The sequence below is a fragment of the Bacillus sp. YBsi01 genome (assembly GCF_038406745.1).
Taxonomy (GTDB): domain Bacteria; phylum Bacillota; class Bacilli; order Bacillales; family Bacillaceae; genus Bacillus; species Bacillus siamensis.
Map to the genome: position 1 here is coordinate 3,270,030 of NZ_CP151679.1, position 17,372 is coordinate 3,287,401.

The 17,372-nt window shown below is 47.5% G+C and carries 16 protein-coding genes; 13 read left to right on the forward strand and 3 right to left on the reverse strand.

Going from position 1 to position 17,372, the window contains the following annotated elements; genetic code table 11:
* Positions 1–19 precede the first annotated feature (19 nt).
* A complete protein-coding gene (locus tag AADZ70_RS16550; RefSeq protein ID WP_099744964.1) occupies positions 20–1,552 on the reverse strand; it encodes an MDR family MFS transporter in 1,533 nt (510 codons plus the stop codon).
* A 113-nt stretch (positions 1,553–1,665) separates the two neighbouring features.
* Here AADZ70_RS16550 and AADZ70_RS16555 point away from each other — a divergent pair, with 113 nt between their 5' ends.
* The 3 genes from AADZ70_RS16555 to AADZ70_RS16565 all read left to right on the forward strand — a co-directional run bounded on the left by AADZ70_RS16555 (position 1,666) and on the right by AADZ70_RS16565 (position 3,643).
* Positions 1,666–2,127, forward strand: a complete 462-nt coding sequence (locus AADZ70_RS16555; RefSeq protein WP_099744963.1) for a MarR family transcriptional regulator — start codon at positions 1,666–1,668, stop codon at positions 2,125–2,127.
* A 63-nt stretch (positions 2,128–2,190) separates the two neighbouring features.
* Complete coding sequence (locus AADZ70_RS16560) at positions 2,191–2,820, forward strand: LysE family translocator (protein ID WP_014469715.1); 630 nt, start codon at positions 2,191–2,193, stop codon at positions 2,818–2,820.
* 67 nt (positions 2,821–2,887) lie between these two features.
* Positions 2,888–3,643: a YqcI/YcgG family protein gene (locus AADZ70_RS16565; RefSeq protein WP_047476161.1), complete on the forward strand. Its 756-nt coding sequence runs from the start codon at positions 2,888–2,890 to the stop codon at positions 3,641–3,643.
* Here AADZ70_RS16565 and AADZ70_RS16570 read toward each other — a convergent pair.
* Positions 3,638–4,966: an amino acid permease gene (locus AADZ70_RS16570; RefSeq protein ID WP_342007340.1), complete on the reverse strand. Its 1,329-nt coding sequence runs from the start codon at positions 4,964–4,966 to the stop codon at positions 3,638–3,640. The two genes, AADZ70_RS16565 and AADZ70_RS16570, sit on opposite strands and share 6 nt — an antisense overlap.
* Positions 4,967–5,089: 123 nt before the next feature.
* Here AADZ70_RS16570 and AADZ70_RS16575 point away from each other — a divergent pair, with 123 nt between their 5' ends.
* Positions 5,090–5,686 (forward strand): DUF1989 domain-containing protein, encoded by a 597-nt coding sequence (locus tag AADZ70_RS16575; protein ID WP_011996295.1) that lies wholly within the window; start codon positions 5,090–5,092, stop codon positions 5,684–5,686.
* A 134-nt stretch (positions 5,687–5,820) separates the two neighbouring features.
* The gene (gene nadE, locus AADZ70_RS16580) at positions 5,821–6,639 is read left to right on the forward strand and encodes an ammonia-dependent NAD(+) synthetase (protein ID WP_342007341.1); all 819 of its coding nucleotides are present in this window, start codon (positions 5,821–5,823) and stop codon (positions 6,637–6,639) included.
* A 36-nt stretch (positions 6,640–6,675) separates the two neighbouring features.
* Here the strand turns inward: nadE and AADZ70_RS16585 are convergent, their stop codons facing one another.
* Positions 6,676–7,467: a sugar phosphate isomerase/epimerase family protein gene (locus AADZ70_RS16585; RefSeq protein ID WP_342007342.1), complete on the reverse strand. Its 792-nt coding sequence runs from the start codon at positions 7,465–7,467 to the stop codon at positions 6,676–6,678.
* A gap of 214 nt (positions 7,468–7,681) precedes the next feature.
* Here AADZ70_RS16585 and AADZ70_RS16590 point away from each other — a divergent pair, with 214 nt between their 5' ends.
* The 8 genes from AADZ70_RS16590 to AADZ70_RS16625 all read left to right on the forward strand — a co-directional run bounded on the left by AADZ70_RS16590 (position 7,682) and on the right by AADZ70_RS16625 (position 17,234).
* Positions 7,682–8,992, forward strand: coding sequence for an MFS transporter (locus AADZ70_RS16590; RefSeq protein ID WP_342007343.1), 1,311 nt, complete (start codon positions 7,682–7,684; stop codon positions 8,990–8,992).
* A gap of 94 nt (positions 8,993–9,086) precedes the next feature.
* A complete protein-coding gene (locus AADZ70_RS16595) occupies positions 9,087–9,647 on the forward strand; it encodes a shikimate kinase (RefSeq protein ID WP_003156609.1) in 561 nt (186 codons plus the stop codon).
* A 176-nt stretch (positions 9,648–9,823) separates the two neighbouring features.
* Positions 9,824–10,780: a cephalosporin C deacetylase gene (cah, locus tag AADZ70_RS16600; RefSeq protein ID WP_016936815.1), complete on the forward strand. Its 957-nt coding sequence runs from the start codon at positions 9,824–9,826 to the stop codon at positions 10,778–10,780.
* 65 nt (positions 10,781–10,845) lie between these two features.
* The gene (locus AADZ70_RS16605) at positions 10,846–11,631 is read left to right on the forward strand and encodes a nucleotidyltransferase domain-containing protein (RefSeq protein ID WP_342007344.1); all 786 of its coding nucleotides are present in this window, start codon (positions 10,846–10,848) and stop codon (positions 11,629–11,631) included.
* A gap of 187 nt (positions 11,632–11,818) precedes the next feature.
* Entirely contained in the window at positions 11,819–12,730 is a 912-nt protein-coding gene (locus tag AADZ70_RS16610; RefSeq protein WP_099744976.1) for a proline dehydrogenase, read from the forward strand.
* A gap of 17 nt (positions 12,731–12,747) precedes the next feature.
* Entirely contained in the window at positions 12,748–14,295 is a 1,548-nt protein-coding gene (gene pruA, locus AADZ70_RS16615; RefSeq protein ID WP_064777953.1) for an L-glutamate gamma-semialdehyde dehydrogenase, read from the forward strand.
* Between the two features lie 124 nt (positions 14,296–14,419).
* Positions 14,420–15,841 carry a sodium/proline symporter PutP gene (gene putP / locus AADZ70_RS16620; protein ID WP_231595073.1) on the forward strand — a complete coding sequence of 474 codons (1,422 nt, stop codon included), beginning with the start codon at positions 14,420–14,422 and terminating at the stop codon, positions 15,839–15,841.
* 157 nt (positions 15,842–15,998) lie between these two features.
* Entirely contained in the window at positions 15,999–17,234 is a 1,236-nt protein-coding gene (locus tag AADZ70_RS16625) for a PucR family transcriptional regulator (RefSeq protein ID WP_188154732.1), read from the forward strand.
* Positions 17,235–17,372 lie beyond the last annotated feature (138 nt).

Here is a 17,372-nt window from a genome sequence, read left to right on the forward strand (position 1 = left end):
ATGCCATGTACTGCTTTTTTTAATTCGCTTTTTTCGCCATTTCCTGAGAGGTTTTTACTCTCGCTTTTCCCATAAACAAAATGGTGATGGCTGCGATGACGATCGGCGCCAGAGCAAGCGTGAATACATACGTGATGCTCTGCGACATTGCGTCAATAATGCGATCCAGAATGTGCGGCGGAATATGAGCGCGCGTGCCGGCCTGGAAAATGTCCTGAGGATTTCCGATGTTCTGCATCGCGCCGCCCGCTCCTTTCATGCCGCTGAATGAATCGGTCATCTTGTTGGTAAACACATTCGTCTGGATGGTTCCGAAAATCGTCACACCGAGCGTCATGCCGAATGATCTCAAAAACGAGTTTGTTGAGTTGGCGCTCCCGCGGTAGCGCGGCTCGAGATCGTTCATGGACGCGGCCGGCAGCAGTGAAAAGTTGAAGCCGACGCCGAATCCTGAGATCAGCATGAATACCGTCAGCATCGTGCGCGCCGTATCCGGAGTCATATTGGAAAGCAGCAGCATTCCGATAAAGAAAGCGACCACGGAGATCAGCATCAAATTACGGAACCGTACTTTCGTCTGGAAAATTCCGCCGATCATACTTCCGATAACAGAACCGATCATCATCGGCGTCAAAATAAAGCCCGCGCTTGTCGCGGTGCTGCCGTACACAGCCTGAACGAAAATCGGGATAAATACCGCTAAAATCACAAATGTGGCTCCGTAAAGGAACGCCAGAATCTGTGCCGTAGCAAATAAACGGTTTTTAAACATCCAAAAAGAAATAATCGGTTCTTCCGCTTTTCTTTCTACAATGAAAAAGGCGATAAAGAACACGGCGAACACAGCGAACAGACCGATGATCTGAACGGAGTCCCAATCATACGTTTTTCCGCCGAGCTCAAGAGCGAACATCAGACCGACAATGGAAACCACCAGCGTAATCGCGCCGGCCCAGTCGATTTTCTGTTTCTTGTGCTCAAGTGATTCTTTATAATAACGAAGAATGAAAAATAACGATAGAATGCCGATGGGCACGTTGATGTAAAATACCCAGTGCCAGCTGATGGAGTCGGTAATAAGCGCGCCTAAAAGCGGCCCGAGAACGCTGGACAGGCCGAAAACGGCGCCGAACATCCCCGACATTTTTCCGCGTTTTTCCGGCGGAAATAAATCAAAAATGATGGTGAAAGCGATCGGCATCAGCGCGCCTCCGCCGATTCCCTGAATGACGCGGTAAATAATGAGCTGGTCCATTGTTTGGGCGATTCCGCATAATGCCGATCCGATTAAGAAAAGAATGAGACCGAATAAAAAGAAACGTTTCCGCCCGTACATATCGGACAGTTTGCCGTAAATCGGCATACCGGCCATTACGGCTACCATGTATGATGCCGTCACCCATGCGAACTTATCGAAACTTCCGAGGTCCGCCACGATATTTCCCATCGCGGTGGCAACGATTGTATTGTCCATAGCCGACATTAAAATGCCCAGCAAAAGGCCGATGACGACAAACTTCGTCGAGGCGTCCTTCGCGGCTGTTTGTTCCATGCTTTTTCCTCCTATACTTACTTTTGATCATCAAATTTGCTATGATCATAATAGATTTGCCGAAAATTATCTTGATCGTCAAGATAAATTGATTTTATAGGGAGGCCTGTCAGTTGTCAACAAGAAATACCAGAAGCGAGACGGAGGAAACCACGATACAGTTATTCCGGAAGATGGCCACAAGGACGATCCTGTTTCATCAGGCGGCCGCTCAATCTCTCGGTCTGTTTCCGACCGATTTGAAATCAGCTGATATTTTAAATGAAGCAGGCCCGATGACCGCGGGGGAGCTTGGGAAAAAAACCGGCCTCAGCACAGGTTCGGTAACGGCGCTCATTGACCGGCTCGAAAAAGCGGGATATGTCATGAGGAAAAAAGATCCTGAAGATAAACGGCGGGTGATCATTGTGCCGCTGACAGCCGGAAAAGCGAACGTGAAACAATTGTTCAGCTCCTTATCCCAGTCCACCATCAGCCTTTGCCGGCAATATAAAGAAGAAGAACTGCACCTGATATTCGATTTTCTCAAAAAAGTGACAGACATAATGGAAGATGAGCTTGAGAAATTAAAATAATATATCATAGCCCGGCCCATTCATGAATAATTTGTACAAGTTGCATGAATGAGGGGGAAGCCAATGAACATCTTTTTAAGCTACATCGTTCTCGGGCTGTCATTGTCAGCACCTGTCGGCCCGGTCAATGCGGCGCAAATTGACAAAGGCATCAAGAACGGCTTTTGGCATGCATGGATTTTCGGTCTTGGCGCCATGGCGGCAGACGGGCTGTATATGATTCTGATCTATTTCGGGCTGTCTCAATTTTTGACGGCGCCTTTCGTGAAAACGTTTTTGTGGCTTTTCGGTTTTTTCGTGCTGACCTACACGGGCGTCGAAACGTTAAAAAATATAAGGGAAGCCATGAACGTCAGAAGCGGAAAAGGAAAACCGGCTTTTTACAAAACATTCGGTGCGGGATTTTTTATTTCTCTTTCCAATCCGCTGAGCATTTTATTCTGGCTCGGCATATACGGCAGCATTCTCGCCAAAACCGCTGAATCCTTCGATGCAAACCAGCTTTTGATTTACAGCTCCGGCATTCTTCTCGGCATTTTGATCTGGGATTTCTGCATGGCGATTGCCGCAAGCACTTTCAGAAATCTTCTCCACGAAAAAGCGCTTCGCTGGCTGACGGGAGCGGCAGGTGTGTCTTTGATCGTTTTTGGTTTTTATTTCGGATGGCAGGGGATTCAAATGCTCATCTCATAAATAGAAGGACTGTCACCCATCGCCTATCCCCATCATAACGTATCATGACGATACTGGAGGTGGGACGATGGCCAGCGGGCTGTACACAAAAAGTTGCCTTGAGGAAAAGTTATTGGATCTGCCAAATTGGCAGAGAATCGCTTTTGAGCTTCTATCAGAAAAAGTAGGCGATGAAGCGGATACGTTTCCGTGCATACCCGGACGTCAGGGATTTCTGACAGATCAGCTTCGGATATCCTTTGCGGGTGATCCCCGTGAGCAGGGGACCCCGGAGGAAGTGGGGATGCTGCTGTCTGAATACGGAAAAATCTCAAGGGAAACCGGAAGATACGCGTCGCTGCTTGTGATTTTTGATACGCCTGAGGATTTAGCTGAGCATTATTCCATTGAGGCGTATGAAGAGATGTTCTGGTCTTTTTTAAACCGGCTGAGCGGCTGTGACCCGAAAGACTGGCCGGAAGATATGCCGGAAGATCCTGAACATTATAAATGGGAGTTCTGCTTTGACGGCGAGCCGTATTTTATTCTGTGCGCAACGCCTGCGCATGAAGCGAGACAAAGCAGAAGCTTCCCGTTTTTTATGCTGGCGTTTCAGCCGAGATGGGTTTTCGAAGGGTTAAATGATTCAACCGCGTTCGGACGCAATATGAGCCGGCTGATCAGAAAACGTTTAGAGGCATACGACGAAGCCCCTCTTCATCCCCGATTGGGGTGGTACGGAGGAAAAGACAATTTAGAATGGAAGCAATATTTCCTCCGTGATGATGAGACGCAAGTGTCAAAATGTCCTTTTTCCTATTTGAAAAGATTGTTTAAGCTATGATCCGGCAGGGCTGTGTCCCTGCTTTTTTTGTACGATCCATGTCACGATCGCAATGACGGCGAGAAAACAAAGGCTGACCAGAAAACCGGGCCGGCTCGATTTCTCAAACAGCGTCCCGGAGACGGCGGCCGCAATCAGCACCAGGGCGATAAAAATCTGTGCCGTTCCCGATTTTGTCGGTTCGATCAGTTTCTTGCCTGAGAACAAAATGAACACCCATGTATACAGAAGCATCAGGCCTGCCGCGGTGGTCATGTGTTCATATATATTTTTCGGCAGCACCAAAGACAGGATGATGGAGACGATGAGTCCGGCGAATGTCAATCCGAGCGCAGGCCAGCAGATTTTTTTATTTTCCTTCAATCTGAAGCATTTCGGCGCATCTCCGTCATCAGCCATCGTACAAAGCAATGTCGTCACGGCAAACAGCGAGGCGACGAGCGTAGAAAACCCCGCAATAATAAAAATCCCGTTAAAAATATCAAGAATGATATCTAAATGAAAGCCTTTCAGAGATGTAATAAACGGGCTGTCCTGTTCGGTGAATTTACCCAGCGGTACTAACAATAACGCCAGGCCGAGAGAAATGACGTAAATCACCGCAAGAACGATAAGCATCAGTCTGCCTGATTTTGAGGCTTCCTCCGGCTTTTTCAAATGTACGGTCATCAGCCCCAAGACTTCAATTCCCCCGAAAGCGTAAAACGCATAAATCAGCCCCGTCCACAAACCCATCGCTCCGTGCGGGAACAAATCCTTTGATTCATTCGGCACCTGGACATCCGGTTTATGAGAAAATATACCGCACAGCGCCAAAATGGCGATGACGATAAACATAAAAATGGCCGCCGTCTTGACAACAGCGAGCACATTCTCCGTTTTTTGAAAAACGGACAGCCCCGTAAAAATAATTAAAAGACCGAGCACCGCATAGATGGAGGCGAGGATCCACAGCGGCATATTCGGAAACCAATGCTTCGTAAACAGCGAGATGGCTGTCAGCTGGCTTCCCGTAATCAGCATTTCAGACGACCAGTACACCCAGCCGTTGCTGAAACCGGCCCAAGAGCCGAAAGCCTTTCTCGCATAAGCGCAAAAAGACCCTTTTTCGGGCTGCTTAGCCGAAAGCTTCGCGAGCTGCTCAAAGACAAAATAGGTGCCGAGCCCGGCAATAAGAAATGAGATCAGCGCGGAATATCCGCTTTTGACAATAGCGATACTGGACCCGAGAAAAAAGCCCGTCCCGATCGTGCAGCCGACGCCGATTAAAGAGAGCTGCCACCAAGCGAGATTTCCTTTAGGCTGGTCCTGTGATTTACCCATGTAATTCAACCCCTTTATCAAAGCTTAGATTGCGGCCGGCAGAACGGGAATATACATCCAATAAATTGCTTTACATGAAACAAACGACCGGGGTTCATAATAGAAGAAAAAAGGAGCAGTCTGATGACACAGCAATTTATCGTACCGCCGAAAAAAGGGCTCGGCCTGAAGGTTCACAAAGGGCAGATTATAAAAGTAGTCGATGTGGAAGGGCAGCAGGTGGCTGATTTTACGGCGTATCATGCCAAAGACTTTTATGAGCATCTTGATCAGGGCGCGACGATTGATGCCAATCAGTCCATTCATGTAAAAACAGGCGATCATATTTATTCAAATTTATATAAGCCGATGCTGACGCTGATTGAAGATACTGTCGGCAAGCATGACCTGCTGCTTCCAGCCTGCCGCCCGGATATGAACAGGCTTTTATACGGAAAGCATAAAGACGAGCTCCAGGATACGTGCTATGACAATATGAGCGGGGCGCTTGAACCATTCGGGGTGCCGCGGCCGCATATGCATTACCCGTTTGCCATCTTTATGAATACGGTGCTTGATGAGAAGGGGAACTTGTCAGTCGAAACGCCTCTGTCTGACGCGGGTGATTACGTACGGCTTCGTGCGGAAATGGATCTCGTCGTCGCGTTTTCATCCTGTCCGATCGAAAAAGGAAAATGCAACGGAGACAGCATTACGGCGCTGCGGGTGGAAATCAGCTGATCCCGGTGTATTTGATTCACTTAAAAACTGCACCTGTGCTATATTTAACAGAGAGTCGTACATAGTGGCATGATTCATTTTCAGCATGAACGGGAAATGAATCATAAAGAAACAATGCAGGAGGAGTGATTGGGATGAGCATCCAGAAACAAATTATGAATGATCTCCATGTAAAACCCTCAATTGATCCGAAACAAGAAATTGAGGACAGAGTGAACTTTCTGAAACAATATTTGAAAAAAACAGGTGCCAAAGGCTTTGTGCTCGGCATCAGCGGGGGGCAGGATTCCACGCTTGCGGGACGCCTCGCCCAATTGGCGGCTGAAAGCATCAGAGAGGATGGCGGAGACGCGGAGTTTATCGCCGTCCGTCTTCCGCACGGCGCACAGCAGGATGAGGATGACGCCCAATTGGCACTTAAATTCATTAAGCCTGATAAATCATGGACGTTTGATATTAAGTCCGCTGTCAGCGCGTTCGCCGATCAGTACAAAAAAGAAACGGGCGATCAGCTGACTGATTTTAACAAAGGAAATGTAAAAGCCAGAATGAGAATGATCGCGCAATATGCCATCGGCGGACAAGAGGGGCTGCTTGTCATCGGTACCGACCATGCGGCTGAAGCGGTGACCGGTTTCTTCACGAAATACGGTGACGGCGGAGCTGACCTGCTGCCGCTGACCGGATTAACGAAACGACAGGGCAGACGTTTATTAGAAGAGCTCGGCGCACCGGAACGTCTGTATTTGAAATTACCGACGGCCGATCTGCTCGATGAAAAGCCGCAGCAGACGGACGAGACAGAGCTCGGCATCACATACAATGACATTGATGATTATTTAGAAGGCAAGGACGTTTCTTCCGAAGTGATTGAGGCGCTGGAAAAACGCTATCTCAGTACGGAACATAAGCGTCAAGTGCCAGCATCAATGTTTGATGATTGGTGGAAATAAAAATAAAAAAACCTCCCTTTTGAAAGGGAGGTTTTTTTATTTCTTATGAAAGCAGTGCCTGATCTCATTCAGAGATTCTTTCATATGCGCTTCAGCATGACGACCGAAGTATTCGAGTGACACGAATCCGCCGTATTGCCTGTTCAACAGTTCTTTCAGAAAGGGTTCCTGCCGTAAATCGCCTTGCAGAACAGACACCGGCCTGCTGAGATACCAGTTGTCAAAATTCCAGTGATAGTTTTTCAGGTGGATATGGCTGACGGTATGATACAGTTTTTCTAAAGCGGGCATTTGATCCACGTGATTGACGTGAAGGTTGGAGCCGTCAAAAATAATGCGGACCCGCGGATGTCCGACATCCTCTAAAAATGCCAGCGCCGCTTCCGGTGTATCCGCGTACGTATCGTAATGAATCTCAAGCCCGATATCGACTTCATAGTCATCTGCGAGCCATGCCGCCTGCTGAAATTGATCAACCGCGCTCTGCCACTTTTCCGGTGACGTCCGGCGCGAAGCCAGGTTGCCCGCAAAGACCCTGATCAGGGGACTGTGAAGCTGCCGTGCCGCGCTTAATGCCCTTTGAACATCCTTTAACGCCTGCCTTTCATCCTGAGTGGCAAAGTCAGTGTACAAGCTGACAGCGGGCACCTCGAAGCCTTCCTCCTGAAGCTGTTGATCAAGCCTGTCGAGCGGGCCGATTTCTTTTATATATTGTTGGGCGTGGCCGTACCACAGTTCGATTCCGTCAAAGGAGTGCTCTTTTGCGAAAGAAATGACATCGAGAATATGCTTTTTTTTAAACCCTGTCGTGCAAAAGCTCAGTTTCATCGGTAATCCTCCCGTTAACTGTCTATCCTATATGTGTTTTTTCCCCGGATAAGCTGCGGATAAACAGACGAAAAGGGTAAACACTTTTTTTATGGAAGCGGTGCATCCGGTCAGTATTGAACACAAATTGTTTAGCGCTTTTTTGCGTCAAAGTATTAAATAATTGCTCGAAGTGTTGTACAATTAATTTCATTCGAGTAAGGGGGAGAAGCCATTGAAAAATGAAACGGAGCTGACGGACTTCAGGCCCGTCCGCAATAAACCGACTCGCGCTCGTTATGTGATACTGATTCTTTTGTTTTTTATCACTGCGATTAATTATATAGACCGTGCAAGTGTATCCATCGCCGCCCCGTCCATTCAGACTTCGCTGAACATAAGCCCCGCTCTTTTGGGCGTCGTATTTTCCGCATTCAGCTGGACCTATACGGGTATGCAGATTCCCGGCGGGCTCATTTTGGACAAATTCGGGTCAAAACGGACGTACGGAGTTTCTTTATTTGTCTGGTCGGTTTTCACCGGAGTGCAAGCTTTTGCGGCCAGTTTCGGATTTTTATTCGGCTGCCGCCTGATTATCGGACTGGCTGAATCGCCTGCCTTTCCCGCAAACAACCGGATTGTCACGACATGGTTTCCGAGGAGGGAACGCGCCTTTGCGACTGGGGTTTACACAGCGGGGGAATATGTCGGGCTGGCATTCGCCACACCGGTTTTATTTTGGGTGTTAACGGCATTCGACTGGCGAGCCGTCTTTATTTCCTCAGGGCTGCTCGGGCTTGTTTTCTCCGTTTTCTGGTTTAAGAAGTATCAGGAGCCGAACCGGTATCGAAAAGTGAACCGGGAAGAGCTTGAATATATTAAAGAAGGCGGCGGGCTGACAGAGGTGTCTGAATCAGCCGGCAGGATCACGTGGCGGGATTTCGTCCAGCTTCTTAAATACCGCAAGCTTGTCGGCTTGTATATCGGCCAATTCGCCGTAGCGTCCACGCTGTTCTTCTTTTTGACATGGTTTCCGACTTATCTGGCGGAGGCAAAGCACATGGCTTTCTTAAAAGTCGGCTTCGCCGCATCAATCCCGTATATCGCCGCCTTTTTCGGCGTATTGTTCGGCGGATTTTGGTCTGACGGCATGATGAAGCGGGGCGTATCGGTGAACGTTGCCCGAAAGACGCCCGTTATCCTCGGTCTTCTGCTGACGGGCTCCATCGTGCTCGCGAATGTTACGGACTCTTCCCCGGCGGTTTTGGTGATCTTATCCATTGCTTCTTTTGCGCAGGGCATGTCCAATATTTCCTGGACGATGCTGAGTGAAGTGGCGCCAAGCGAGACAATCGGATTGGCAGGGGGCGTGTTTAACTTTTTCGCCAATATGGCCGGTATTATTACGCCGCTTATCATCGGGTTTATCGTCTCTGCGACCGGTTCATACAACGGAGCGATTCTGTTTGTCGGCGCTGTCGCCTTTATCGGGGCGTTTTCTTATATTTTCATTGTCGGAAAGGTGGAACGCATTACGCTCCGGTAGATCGAAAAACTCATCGCATTATCTCTATATTTCAATATGGAGTTATCATATAATAAACATAACTTTTTCATTCCTTAGGAGGATTTCGCCGAAGATGAACGCAAAACGTGCCATTCCCGTAAGAGAAAGAAATATCGTACTGATCGGATTCATGGGTGTCGGTAAGACAACAATCGGCCAGCTGGTCGCTAAAAAATTATACAGAGACTTTATTGATATTGATTTGCAGATTGAGAAAGATTTCAACATGTCCATCCCGGAAATGTTTGAGAAAAAGGGTGAAGCCTTTTTCCGTCAGACTGAAAAGGACTATATATTAGATATTTGCCGCAATACGAAATTCAAGATCGTGTCTCTTGGGGGCGGTTCGTTTAAACAAGAGGAAATCAGACAATGCTGCCTGGAAAACTGTCTCGTGCTCCATCTTGATTTATCATGGGAGAATTGGAAGCAGCGGGCTGACCTGCTGATTGAAAGCCGTCCCGTGCTGCATAACCGTTCAATGGATGAAATGCAGCAGCTCTTTAACGAGCGCCAAAGCATCTATGATAAACATAATTCAAAAGTGGCAACGGATAATCTGGAACCTGAAGAAATTGCCGATTATATCGTTGAAACGTTAAAAATCGGCTGGGACCTGTATCAGCCGATGTAAAAGAGCTGTGCCGCTGTGAGCGCACAGCTCTTTTTTGTTTTCTGTTAAACAAACGTTTGATAAAAAGTGAAAGCGTCCGCCGATCATTTATAAAAATTTTTAGAAAATAAGTGTAAAATCGTGTTAAGATAGAGTCAGAAAATTAAATCTTATAAAACAAAGGAGAATAATCGGATATGCAATTATACGACTTGCCGCTTGACCAACTGCAGACCTATAAACCAAATAAAACCGCTCCTCATGACTTTGCGGATTTTTGGGCATCATCATTACATGAGCTTGCAAAGGAAGAGGCAAAGCCTGATTTGACGCCTGAAAGCTATCCGGCTGACGGCGTGAAAGTATTCCGGCTGAAATACCGAAGCTTCGGCAAGGCGGAAATTGAGGGATGGTACGCCGTTCCCGACCGAAAAGGCCCGCATCCGGCCATCGTGAAATACCACGGTTACAACGCAAGCTATGACGGGGACATACATGACATCGTCAATTGGGCGCTTCACGGATATGCCGCGTTCGGGATGCTTGTCCGCGGCCAGCACAGCAGCACAGATACAAGCGTCTCACCGCACGGACACGTTCCCGGCTGGATGACGAAAGGGATTTTAGACAAAGATACATATTATTACCGCGGTGTGTACTTAGACGCAGTAAGGGCTCTTGAAGTCATCAGCAGCTTTGATGAAGTGGATGAAACGAGAATCGCCGTCATCGGGGGGAGCCAGGGAGGCGGGCTTTCCATCGCCGCGGCGGCGCTTTCCGACATTCCGAGAGCGGTTGCGGCTGATTATCCGTACTTAAGCAATTTTGAGCGGGCGATTGACGTCGCACTTGATGAGCCGTATCTTGAGATTAACTCCTTTTTCAGAAAAAACGGCAGCCCTGAAACGGAGAAAGCCGCGATGAATACACTGGCCTATTTTGATATCATGAATCTGGCGGACCGCGTAAAGGTGCCGGTTCTCATGTCCATCGGGCTGATTGACCGGGTGACTCCGCCGTCGACGGTATTTGCCGCTTACAATCATCTGGAAACGGAAAAAGAATTGAAGGTTTACCGGTATTTCGGCCATGAATATATACCTTCTTTCCATACGGAGAAGCTGGCCTTTCTGAAAGCGCATCTGAAAGGCTGACAGCAGTGAAAAGCCCAAGTACTTGGGCTTTTTTCATGAATGATGACGGAAAAGGACGGATACAAATGAAACAAAGGATCATCGAAGAATTAAAACGAATTGAGGCAAAGCACGACGTTAAGGTGCTCTACGCCGTAGAATCGGGAAGCCGCGCATGGGGATTTCCGTCAAGCGAAAGCGACTACGATGTACGGTTTCTCTATGTGCCGAAAAAAGAATGGTACTTTTCCATTGAACCGCATAGGGATGTCATAGAGGAGCCGATCCATGACATGCTTGACATCAGCGGCTGGGAACTGAGAAAAGCCCTGCGGCTCTTTAAAAAATCAAATCCGCCTCTTTTGGAATGGCTTTCTTCTGAGATGATCTATTATGAGGCTTTCACAGCGGCTGAAAAGCTCCGAAAACTGAAAACCCGCGCCTTTTCGCCCGAAGCATGCCTCTATCATTATCTCAATATGGCAAAGCGGAATGAAAAAACGGAATTGCGGGGCAGTGCAGTGAAGATTAAAAAGTATTTTTATGTCCTGCGGCCTCTCCTTGCCTGCAAGTGGATTGAAACGTTCGGCACCGTACCGCCGATGTCATTTCCAGTAATGGCAGATGCCCTATTGACGGATGAAGCACTCATTTCTGAAATCAGCACACTGCTTACAAGGAAAAAAAGCGGACAGGAACTGGCTCCGGAACCCGGAAATACGATTATTCATGCCTTTATAGAAGAGGAAATAGAACGCATCGGACAGTATGCCAAAACGGTCAAAACACCGAAACCGGATATAACGGACGAACTGAATCAGCTTTTGATTCAGACCGTCGAAGAGGCTTGGGAAGAAAAAGGCGGGAATTGACGATTTCTGTCATTTCCGCCCGCCTTTTTTCGGCATGATCCGCCTGCTCTCTAAGAAGCTGATTGTGGAAAAACCACAAAAATTTATCAGAATCTTTGTATTTTTAGAATATTGTGAGAGGATGTTTTGTCCATTTACAATAGACTCATACAAATACTTCTTAGATTGCGGGGTGTTAAGGTTGGAAGTGATTACAAGAGATTTTTTCTTATTTTTATCCAAGAGCAGCTTTCTCAATAAGATGGCGCGAGGCTGGGGAAGCCGTGTGGCAGCCGGCAAAATCATCGGAGGAATGGATATCCGCAGTTCTATCCCGACAATCCGACATTTGAACAGCCAAGGGCTGTCAGTTACTGTCGATCATTTGGGTGAATTTGTCAACAGCGGTGATGTCGCGAAAGAACGCACCGAGGAGTGCATGCAGACCATCGCTTTAATCGCTGATGAACAGCTGAATTCCCAAGTGTCATTAAAAATGACGTCTTTAGGTCTTGATATAGATCTCGATCTCGTCTATGAAAATATGACGAAAATCCTCCAGACGGCGGAAAAACATAAAGTCATGGTGACGATTGACATGGAGGATGAGACGAGATGCCAGAAAACGCTGGATATCTTTAAAGACTTCCGAAGCCGGTATGAATACGTAAGCACCGTGGTGCAGGCTTATCTGTACAGAACGGAGAAGGACCTTGATGATCTTGACCCGCTGAATCCGTTTCTGCGCCTTGTCAAAGGAGCCTATAAAGAATCGGAAAAGGTGGCCTATCCTGAAAAAAGCGATGTAGATGAAAATTATAAAAAACTCATCCGCAAACAGCTTTTAAAAGGACATTATACGGCAATTGCCACGCATGACGACAAGATGATCGAGTTTACAAAGCAGCTTGTCAAAGAGCACGGCATTCCAAACGACCGCTTTGAGTTTCAGATGCTGTACGGTATGCGCTCGCAAACCCAGCTCAGCCTAGTGGAAGAAGGATACAACATGAGAGTCTACCTGCCTTACGGCGATGATTGGTACGGCTATTTCATGAGACGGCTCGCTGAACGCCCCTCAAATATCGCATTCGCCTTTAAAGGGATGACTAAGAAGTAAAAAAGGGAGAGATGACAATGACTACACCTTATAAACACGAACCATTCACGAATTTCCAAGATCAATCGAACGTTGAAGAATTCAAGAAAGCGCTTGCGAAGGTAAGCGAGTATCTGGGAAAAGATTATCCTCTTGTCATTAACGGTGAAAGAGTGGAAACAGAAGCGAAAATCGTTTCAATCAACCCGGCTGATAAAGAAGAAGTCGTCGGTAGAGTGTCAAAAGCTTCTCAAGAGCACGCTGAGCAAGCGATTGAAGCGGCTGCGAAAGCGTTCGAAGAGTGGAGATACACATCTCCTGAAGAAAGAGCGGCTGTCCTGTTCCGCGCGGCTGCCAAAGTCCGCAGAAGAAAACATGAATTCTCCGCTTTGCTTGTAAAAGAAGCAGGAAAGCCTTGGAACGAGGCGGATGCTGATACAGCTGAAGCGATCGACTTTATGGAATACTACGCGCGTCAGATGGTTGAATTGGCAAAAGGCAAGCCGGTCAACAGCCGCGAAGGCGAGAAGAACCAATATGTCTACACACCGACAGGCGTAACGGTCGTCATTCCGCCATGGAACTTCCTCTTTGCAATTATGGCAGGTACGACGGTGGCACCGATCGTAACGGGCAACACGGTCGTTCTAAAACCGGCCAGCGCGACACCGGTCATCGCGGCGAAATTCGTAGAAGTGCTTGAAGAATCAGGCCTTCCGAAGGGCGTTGTCAACTTTGTGCCGGGAAGCGGGGCGGAAGTAGGAGACTATCTCGTCGATCACCCGAAAACAAGCATCATTACATTTACGGGATCACGCGAAGTCGGTACGAGAATTTTTGAACGCGCGGCAAAAGTGCAGCCGGGACAGCAGCATCTGAAACGCGTCATTGCAGAAATGGGCGGTAAAGATACGGTTGTCGTTGACGAAGATGCGGACATTGAATTGGCGGCTCAATCCATCTTTACATCAGCATTCGGCTTCGCGGGACAAAAATGTTCTGCAGGTTCCCGCGCGGTTGTGCATGAAAAAGTATACGATGCCGTCTTGGAGCGCGTCATCGAAATCACTGAATCAAAAGTGACGGCAAGCCCTGACAGCGCTGACGTGTATATGGGGCCTGTCATCGACCAAGGCTCTTACGATAAAATCATGAGCTACATTGAAATCGGAAAAGAAGAAGGCCGTTTAGTAAGCGGCGGCACCGGAGATGATTCAAAAGGCTACTTTATCAAGCCGACGATCTTCGCTGACCTTGATCCGAAAGCCAGACTCATGCAGGAAGAAATTTTCGGGCCGGTCGTCGGGTTTTCTAAAGTATCAAACTTTGATGAAGCGCTGGAAGTGGCAAACAACACTGAATACGGTTTGACAGGAGCGGTCATTACAAATAACCGCAAACATATTGAACGGGCGAAACAGGAATTCCATGTCGGCAACCTGTACTTCAACCGCAACTGTACGGGAGCGATTGTCGGATACCATCCGTTCGGAGGCTTTAAAATGTCCGGCACTGATTCAAAAGCGGGCGGCCCGGATTATTTGGCCCTCCACATGCAGGCGAAAACAATCAGTGAAATGTTTTAAGAGGGACTGAATGGGCATCCTCCTCGCGGGGGGTGTCCATTTCACCATAAACATATAAAGCGGAGGAGGAAATGCCATAGCAAACATTCAGTTGATTATATCCATTTGTATTTATATGGCGGGCATGCTGTTTATCGGTTATTTCGCCTACAGACGGACGTCAAATCTGACGGATTACATGCTCGGGGGGCGTTCTTTAGGTCCTGCCGTCACAGCGCTCAGCGCGGGAGCGGCGGATATGAGCGGATGGCTCTTGATGGGGCTTCCAGGCGCCATGTTCTCGACGGGATTAAGCGGCGCTTGGATTGTCATCGGCCTTGTGCTCGGAGCATGGGCGAACTGGCTTTTCGTGGCGCCGAGACTGAGAACGTATACTGAAAAAGCGGGGAATTCCATCACCATTCCGGGTTTCCTTGAAAATCGTTTCGGTGATCATACGAAGCTTCTCAGACTATTTTCGGGTCTTGTCATTCTCGTCTTTTTCACATTTTACGTATCATCCGGCATGGTGTCAGGAGGCGTCCTATTCAACAGCATTTTAGGGTTGGACTATCACACCGGCCTGTGGGTTGTGACAGGCGTCGTTGTCGCCTACACCTTGTTCGGGGGCTTTTTGGCGGTAAGCTGGACCGACTTTGTCCAAGGGATCATCATGTTTGCGGCGCTTATTCTCGTGCCGATTGTGACGATTTTTCATACGGGCGGCCCGGGAGAAACCGTTGCCGATATCCGTTCCGTCAACCCGGAACTGTTTAACATGTTCAAAGGAACGACCGTCCTTGGCATTATTTCTTTATTTGCGTGGGGGCTCGGCTATTTCGGGCAGCCGCATATTATTGTGCGCTTTATGGCGATCACATCTGTGAAAGAAATCAAACGCGCCAGACGGATCGGCATGGGATGGATGATTTTGTCTGCACTAGGCGCGCTGTTTACGGGTCTTGCGGGAATCGCGTATTACCATCAGCACGGACTGAAGCTGGCTGATCCGGAAACCATTTTTATTCAGCTCGGCAACATTCTGTTCCACCCGATTATTACGGGATTTCTCATTTCTGCGATTTTAGCGGCCATTATGAGTACGATTTCGTCTCAGCTGCTCGTTACGTCCAGTTCTTTAGTAGAGGATTTGTATAAGTCCATGTTCAGACGTTCGGCTTCTGATAAGGAACTCGTATTTCTGGGGAGAATGGCAGTGCTTGCGGTGTCAATCATCGCCTTGGTGCTCGCCTGGGAGAAAAACAACACGATACTAGGTCTTGTCAGCTATGCATGGGCGGGATTCGGCGCGTCATTCGGGCCGGTCGTACTGCTCAGTTTATTTTGGAAACGGATGACGAAATGGGGGGCACTCGCCGGCATGATTGCGGGAGCGATTACCGTAATCATTTGGGCGAATGCCGGTCTTTCAGACTTTTTGTACGAAATCATTCCGGGGTTTGCTGTAAGCCTTGCCGCTGTATTTGTCGTCAGCTTATTGACACAGGCTCCGTCAAAAGATGTCACAGATCAGTTTCATGAGTACCGTGATACACTTTCTCAATAAAAGCAAGGAACGAGAGGAAGAAGGGACCGCCCTTTTTCCTCTTTTCACGATACAGAATTCCCGATTATGCCGTTTTGGGAATATATGAATTTTTTTCTATACAAAAAGTCACCCCTCAGAGTATGATAAAGATAAAAAGAGCATAGGAGAAATAGGTATGGAAGAGCTTTTAGAGAGAGTTTTTTCATTTACGGACATTGATAAATTAATTGATTTCATCAGTTACGAATTGCAGAAGCCCGTCATTTTGGAAAGTGCGGATTTCTTTTTGCTTGCCTATAATTCTTATTACATTAATCACTTCGACTCCGCCAACCAGCAGACGATATTTTCAAAAAAATGCCCCGTGCAGATTTTTGAGAGGTTTCTGAAGGACGGGGTGATCGAAAAACTGAAAACCGTTCCTGAACCGTTCCGTGTTGAAAAAATAGACAGTATCGGGCTGAATCAGAGAGTGGTCGTAAGCGCAAAACATAAAGGGGAAGTGATGGGCTACATCTGGATTCAGGAGCTCGACCGCGATTTGACGGAGGAGGAGCTCGACTTTTTATATGAAACCTCATTCCATGTCGGAAAAATCATCTATAAAACGAACCGGCTGAAACAGGAAAAGGAAGAGAGAGCGGAAGACCTGGTGAAACGGGCAATCTTTCAGCAATTCTCCTCTGAAAAGGAGTTCAGGCGGGAGGCGGAAAAGATGAACGCCGTGCTGCCGTCGGTTTTCTCGGTGGTTGTCCTGCATGCCGCAAATGGGGATGGGGAGGCAGTCGAAGATTTGAAGGAAAATATCAAATCGTACTTGAATTTGCGGGATAAAGTCAGTCACGTCTTAACCATTGATTCCAATATTGTCATCGTCGTCGCAAGCTTCTCGCAAAAAAGCTCCGGCACTTCGGCAGCATCTGAATTCATCCACAAACTGCTGACTCATTTTCACTTTCAGAAGATCCCCACTCCCATCTATATCGGAATCGGCAATGAATACAGCAGCATCCTGAAGCTCGGGAAAAGTTATATAGAAGCCCTTGAAGTCATAAAGGCCGCAGAAATTACCGGAAACCAGGAAAATATCCCGTACGAATACAGCAAACTCGGGATATACCGCTATCTTGAAAGTATCGAAGAAAAAAACGCCTCACTGGAATATGTAAACCATGATTTAGCTTTATTAAAAGCCAAGGATAGAGAAAGCAGCACCGAACTGCTGAAAACGTTAGAAATCTATCTCCTCAATAACTGCAAAACAAAACCAGCCGCAGAACAGCTTTTTATTCATCAAAACACATTGAACTACCGTATCAAACAGATTCTTGACATGACATCAATTAATTTAAACGACTTCAGGACAAGGTGCCAGCTGTATCTTGATATCATGCTGATGAAAAAGAAATAAAAAAGAAACCAGTCGCCGTACTGGTTTCAGCTTTAATACCCTCCTCAACTTCAACATCTCATTGGGCCGTGCTTCTTGAATCTCCATCCTTTTCCGCAAGATGAGAACTGAACAAACACTGTTTTCCGATGTATGGTA

What these genes read in the sequence shown, in the direction of transcription:
- AADZ70_RS16550 (WP_099744964.1), bottom strand. Translation starts at nt 1,552, where the DNA reads ATGGAACAAACAGCCGCGAAGGACGCCTCGACGAAGTTTGTCGTCATC.
- AADZ70_RS16560 (WP_014469715.1), top strand. Translation starts at nt 2,191, where the DNA reads ATGAACATCTTTTTAAGCTACATCGTTCTCGGGCTGTCATTGTCAGCA.
- AADZ70_RS16565 (WP_047476161.1), top strand. Translation starts at nt 2,888, where the DNA reads ATGGCCAGCGGGCTGTACACAAAAAGTTGCCTTGAGGAAAAGTTATTG.
- AADZ70_RS16570 (WP_342007340.1), bottom strand. Translation starts at nt 4,966, where the DNA reads ATGGGTAAATCACAGGACCAGCCTAAAGGAAATCTCGCTTGGTGGCAG.
- AADZ70_RS16575 (WP_011996295.1), top strand. Translation starts at nt 5,090, where the DNA reads ATGACACAGCAATTTATCGTACCGCCGAAAAAAGGGCTCGGCCTGAAG.
- nadE (WP_342007341.1), top strand. Translation starts at nt 5,821, where the DNA reads ATGAGCATCCAGAAACAAATTATGAATGATCTCCATGTAAAACCCTCA.
- AADZ70_RS16585 (WP_342007342.1), bottom strand. Translation starts at nt 7,467, where the DNA reads ATGAAACTGAGCTTTTGCACGACAGGGTTTAAAAAAAAGCATATTCTC.
- AADZ70_RS16595 (WP_003156609.1), top strand. Translation starts at nt 9,087, where the DNA reads ATGAACGCAAAACGTGCCATTCCCGTAAGAGAAAGAAATATCGTACTG.
- cah (WP_016936815.1), top strand. Translation starts at nt 9,824, where the DNA reads ATGCAATTATACGACTTGCCGCTTGACCAACTGCAGACCTATAAACCA.
- AADZ70_RS16605 (WP_342007344.1), top strand. Translation starts at nt 10,846, where the DNA reads ATGAAACAAAGGATCATCGAAGAATTAAAACGAATTGAGGCAAAGCAC.
- pruA (WP_064777953.1), top strand. Translation starts at nt 12,748, where the DNA reads ATGACTACACCTTATAAACACGAACCATTCACGAATTTCCAAGATCAA.
- putP (WP_231595073.1), top strand. Translation starts at nt 14,420, where the DNA reads ATGCTGTTTATCGGTTATTTCGCCTACAGACGGACGTCAAATCTGACG.
- AADZ70_RS16625 (WP_188154732.1), top strand. Translation starts at nt 15,999, where the DNA reads ATGGAAGAGCTTTTAGAGAGAGTTTTTTCATTTACGGACATTGATAAA.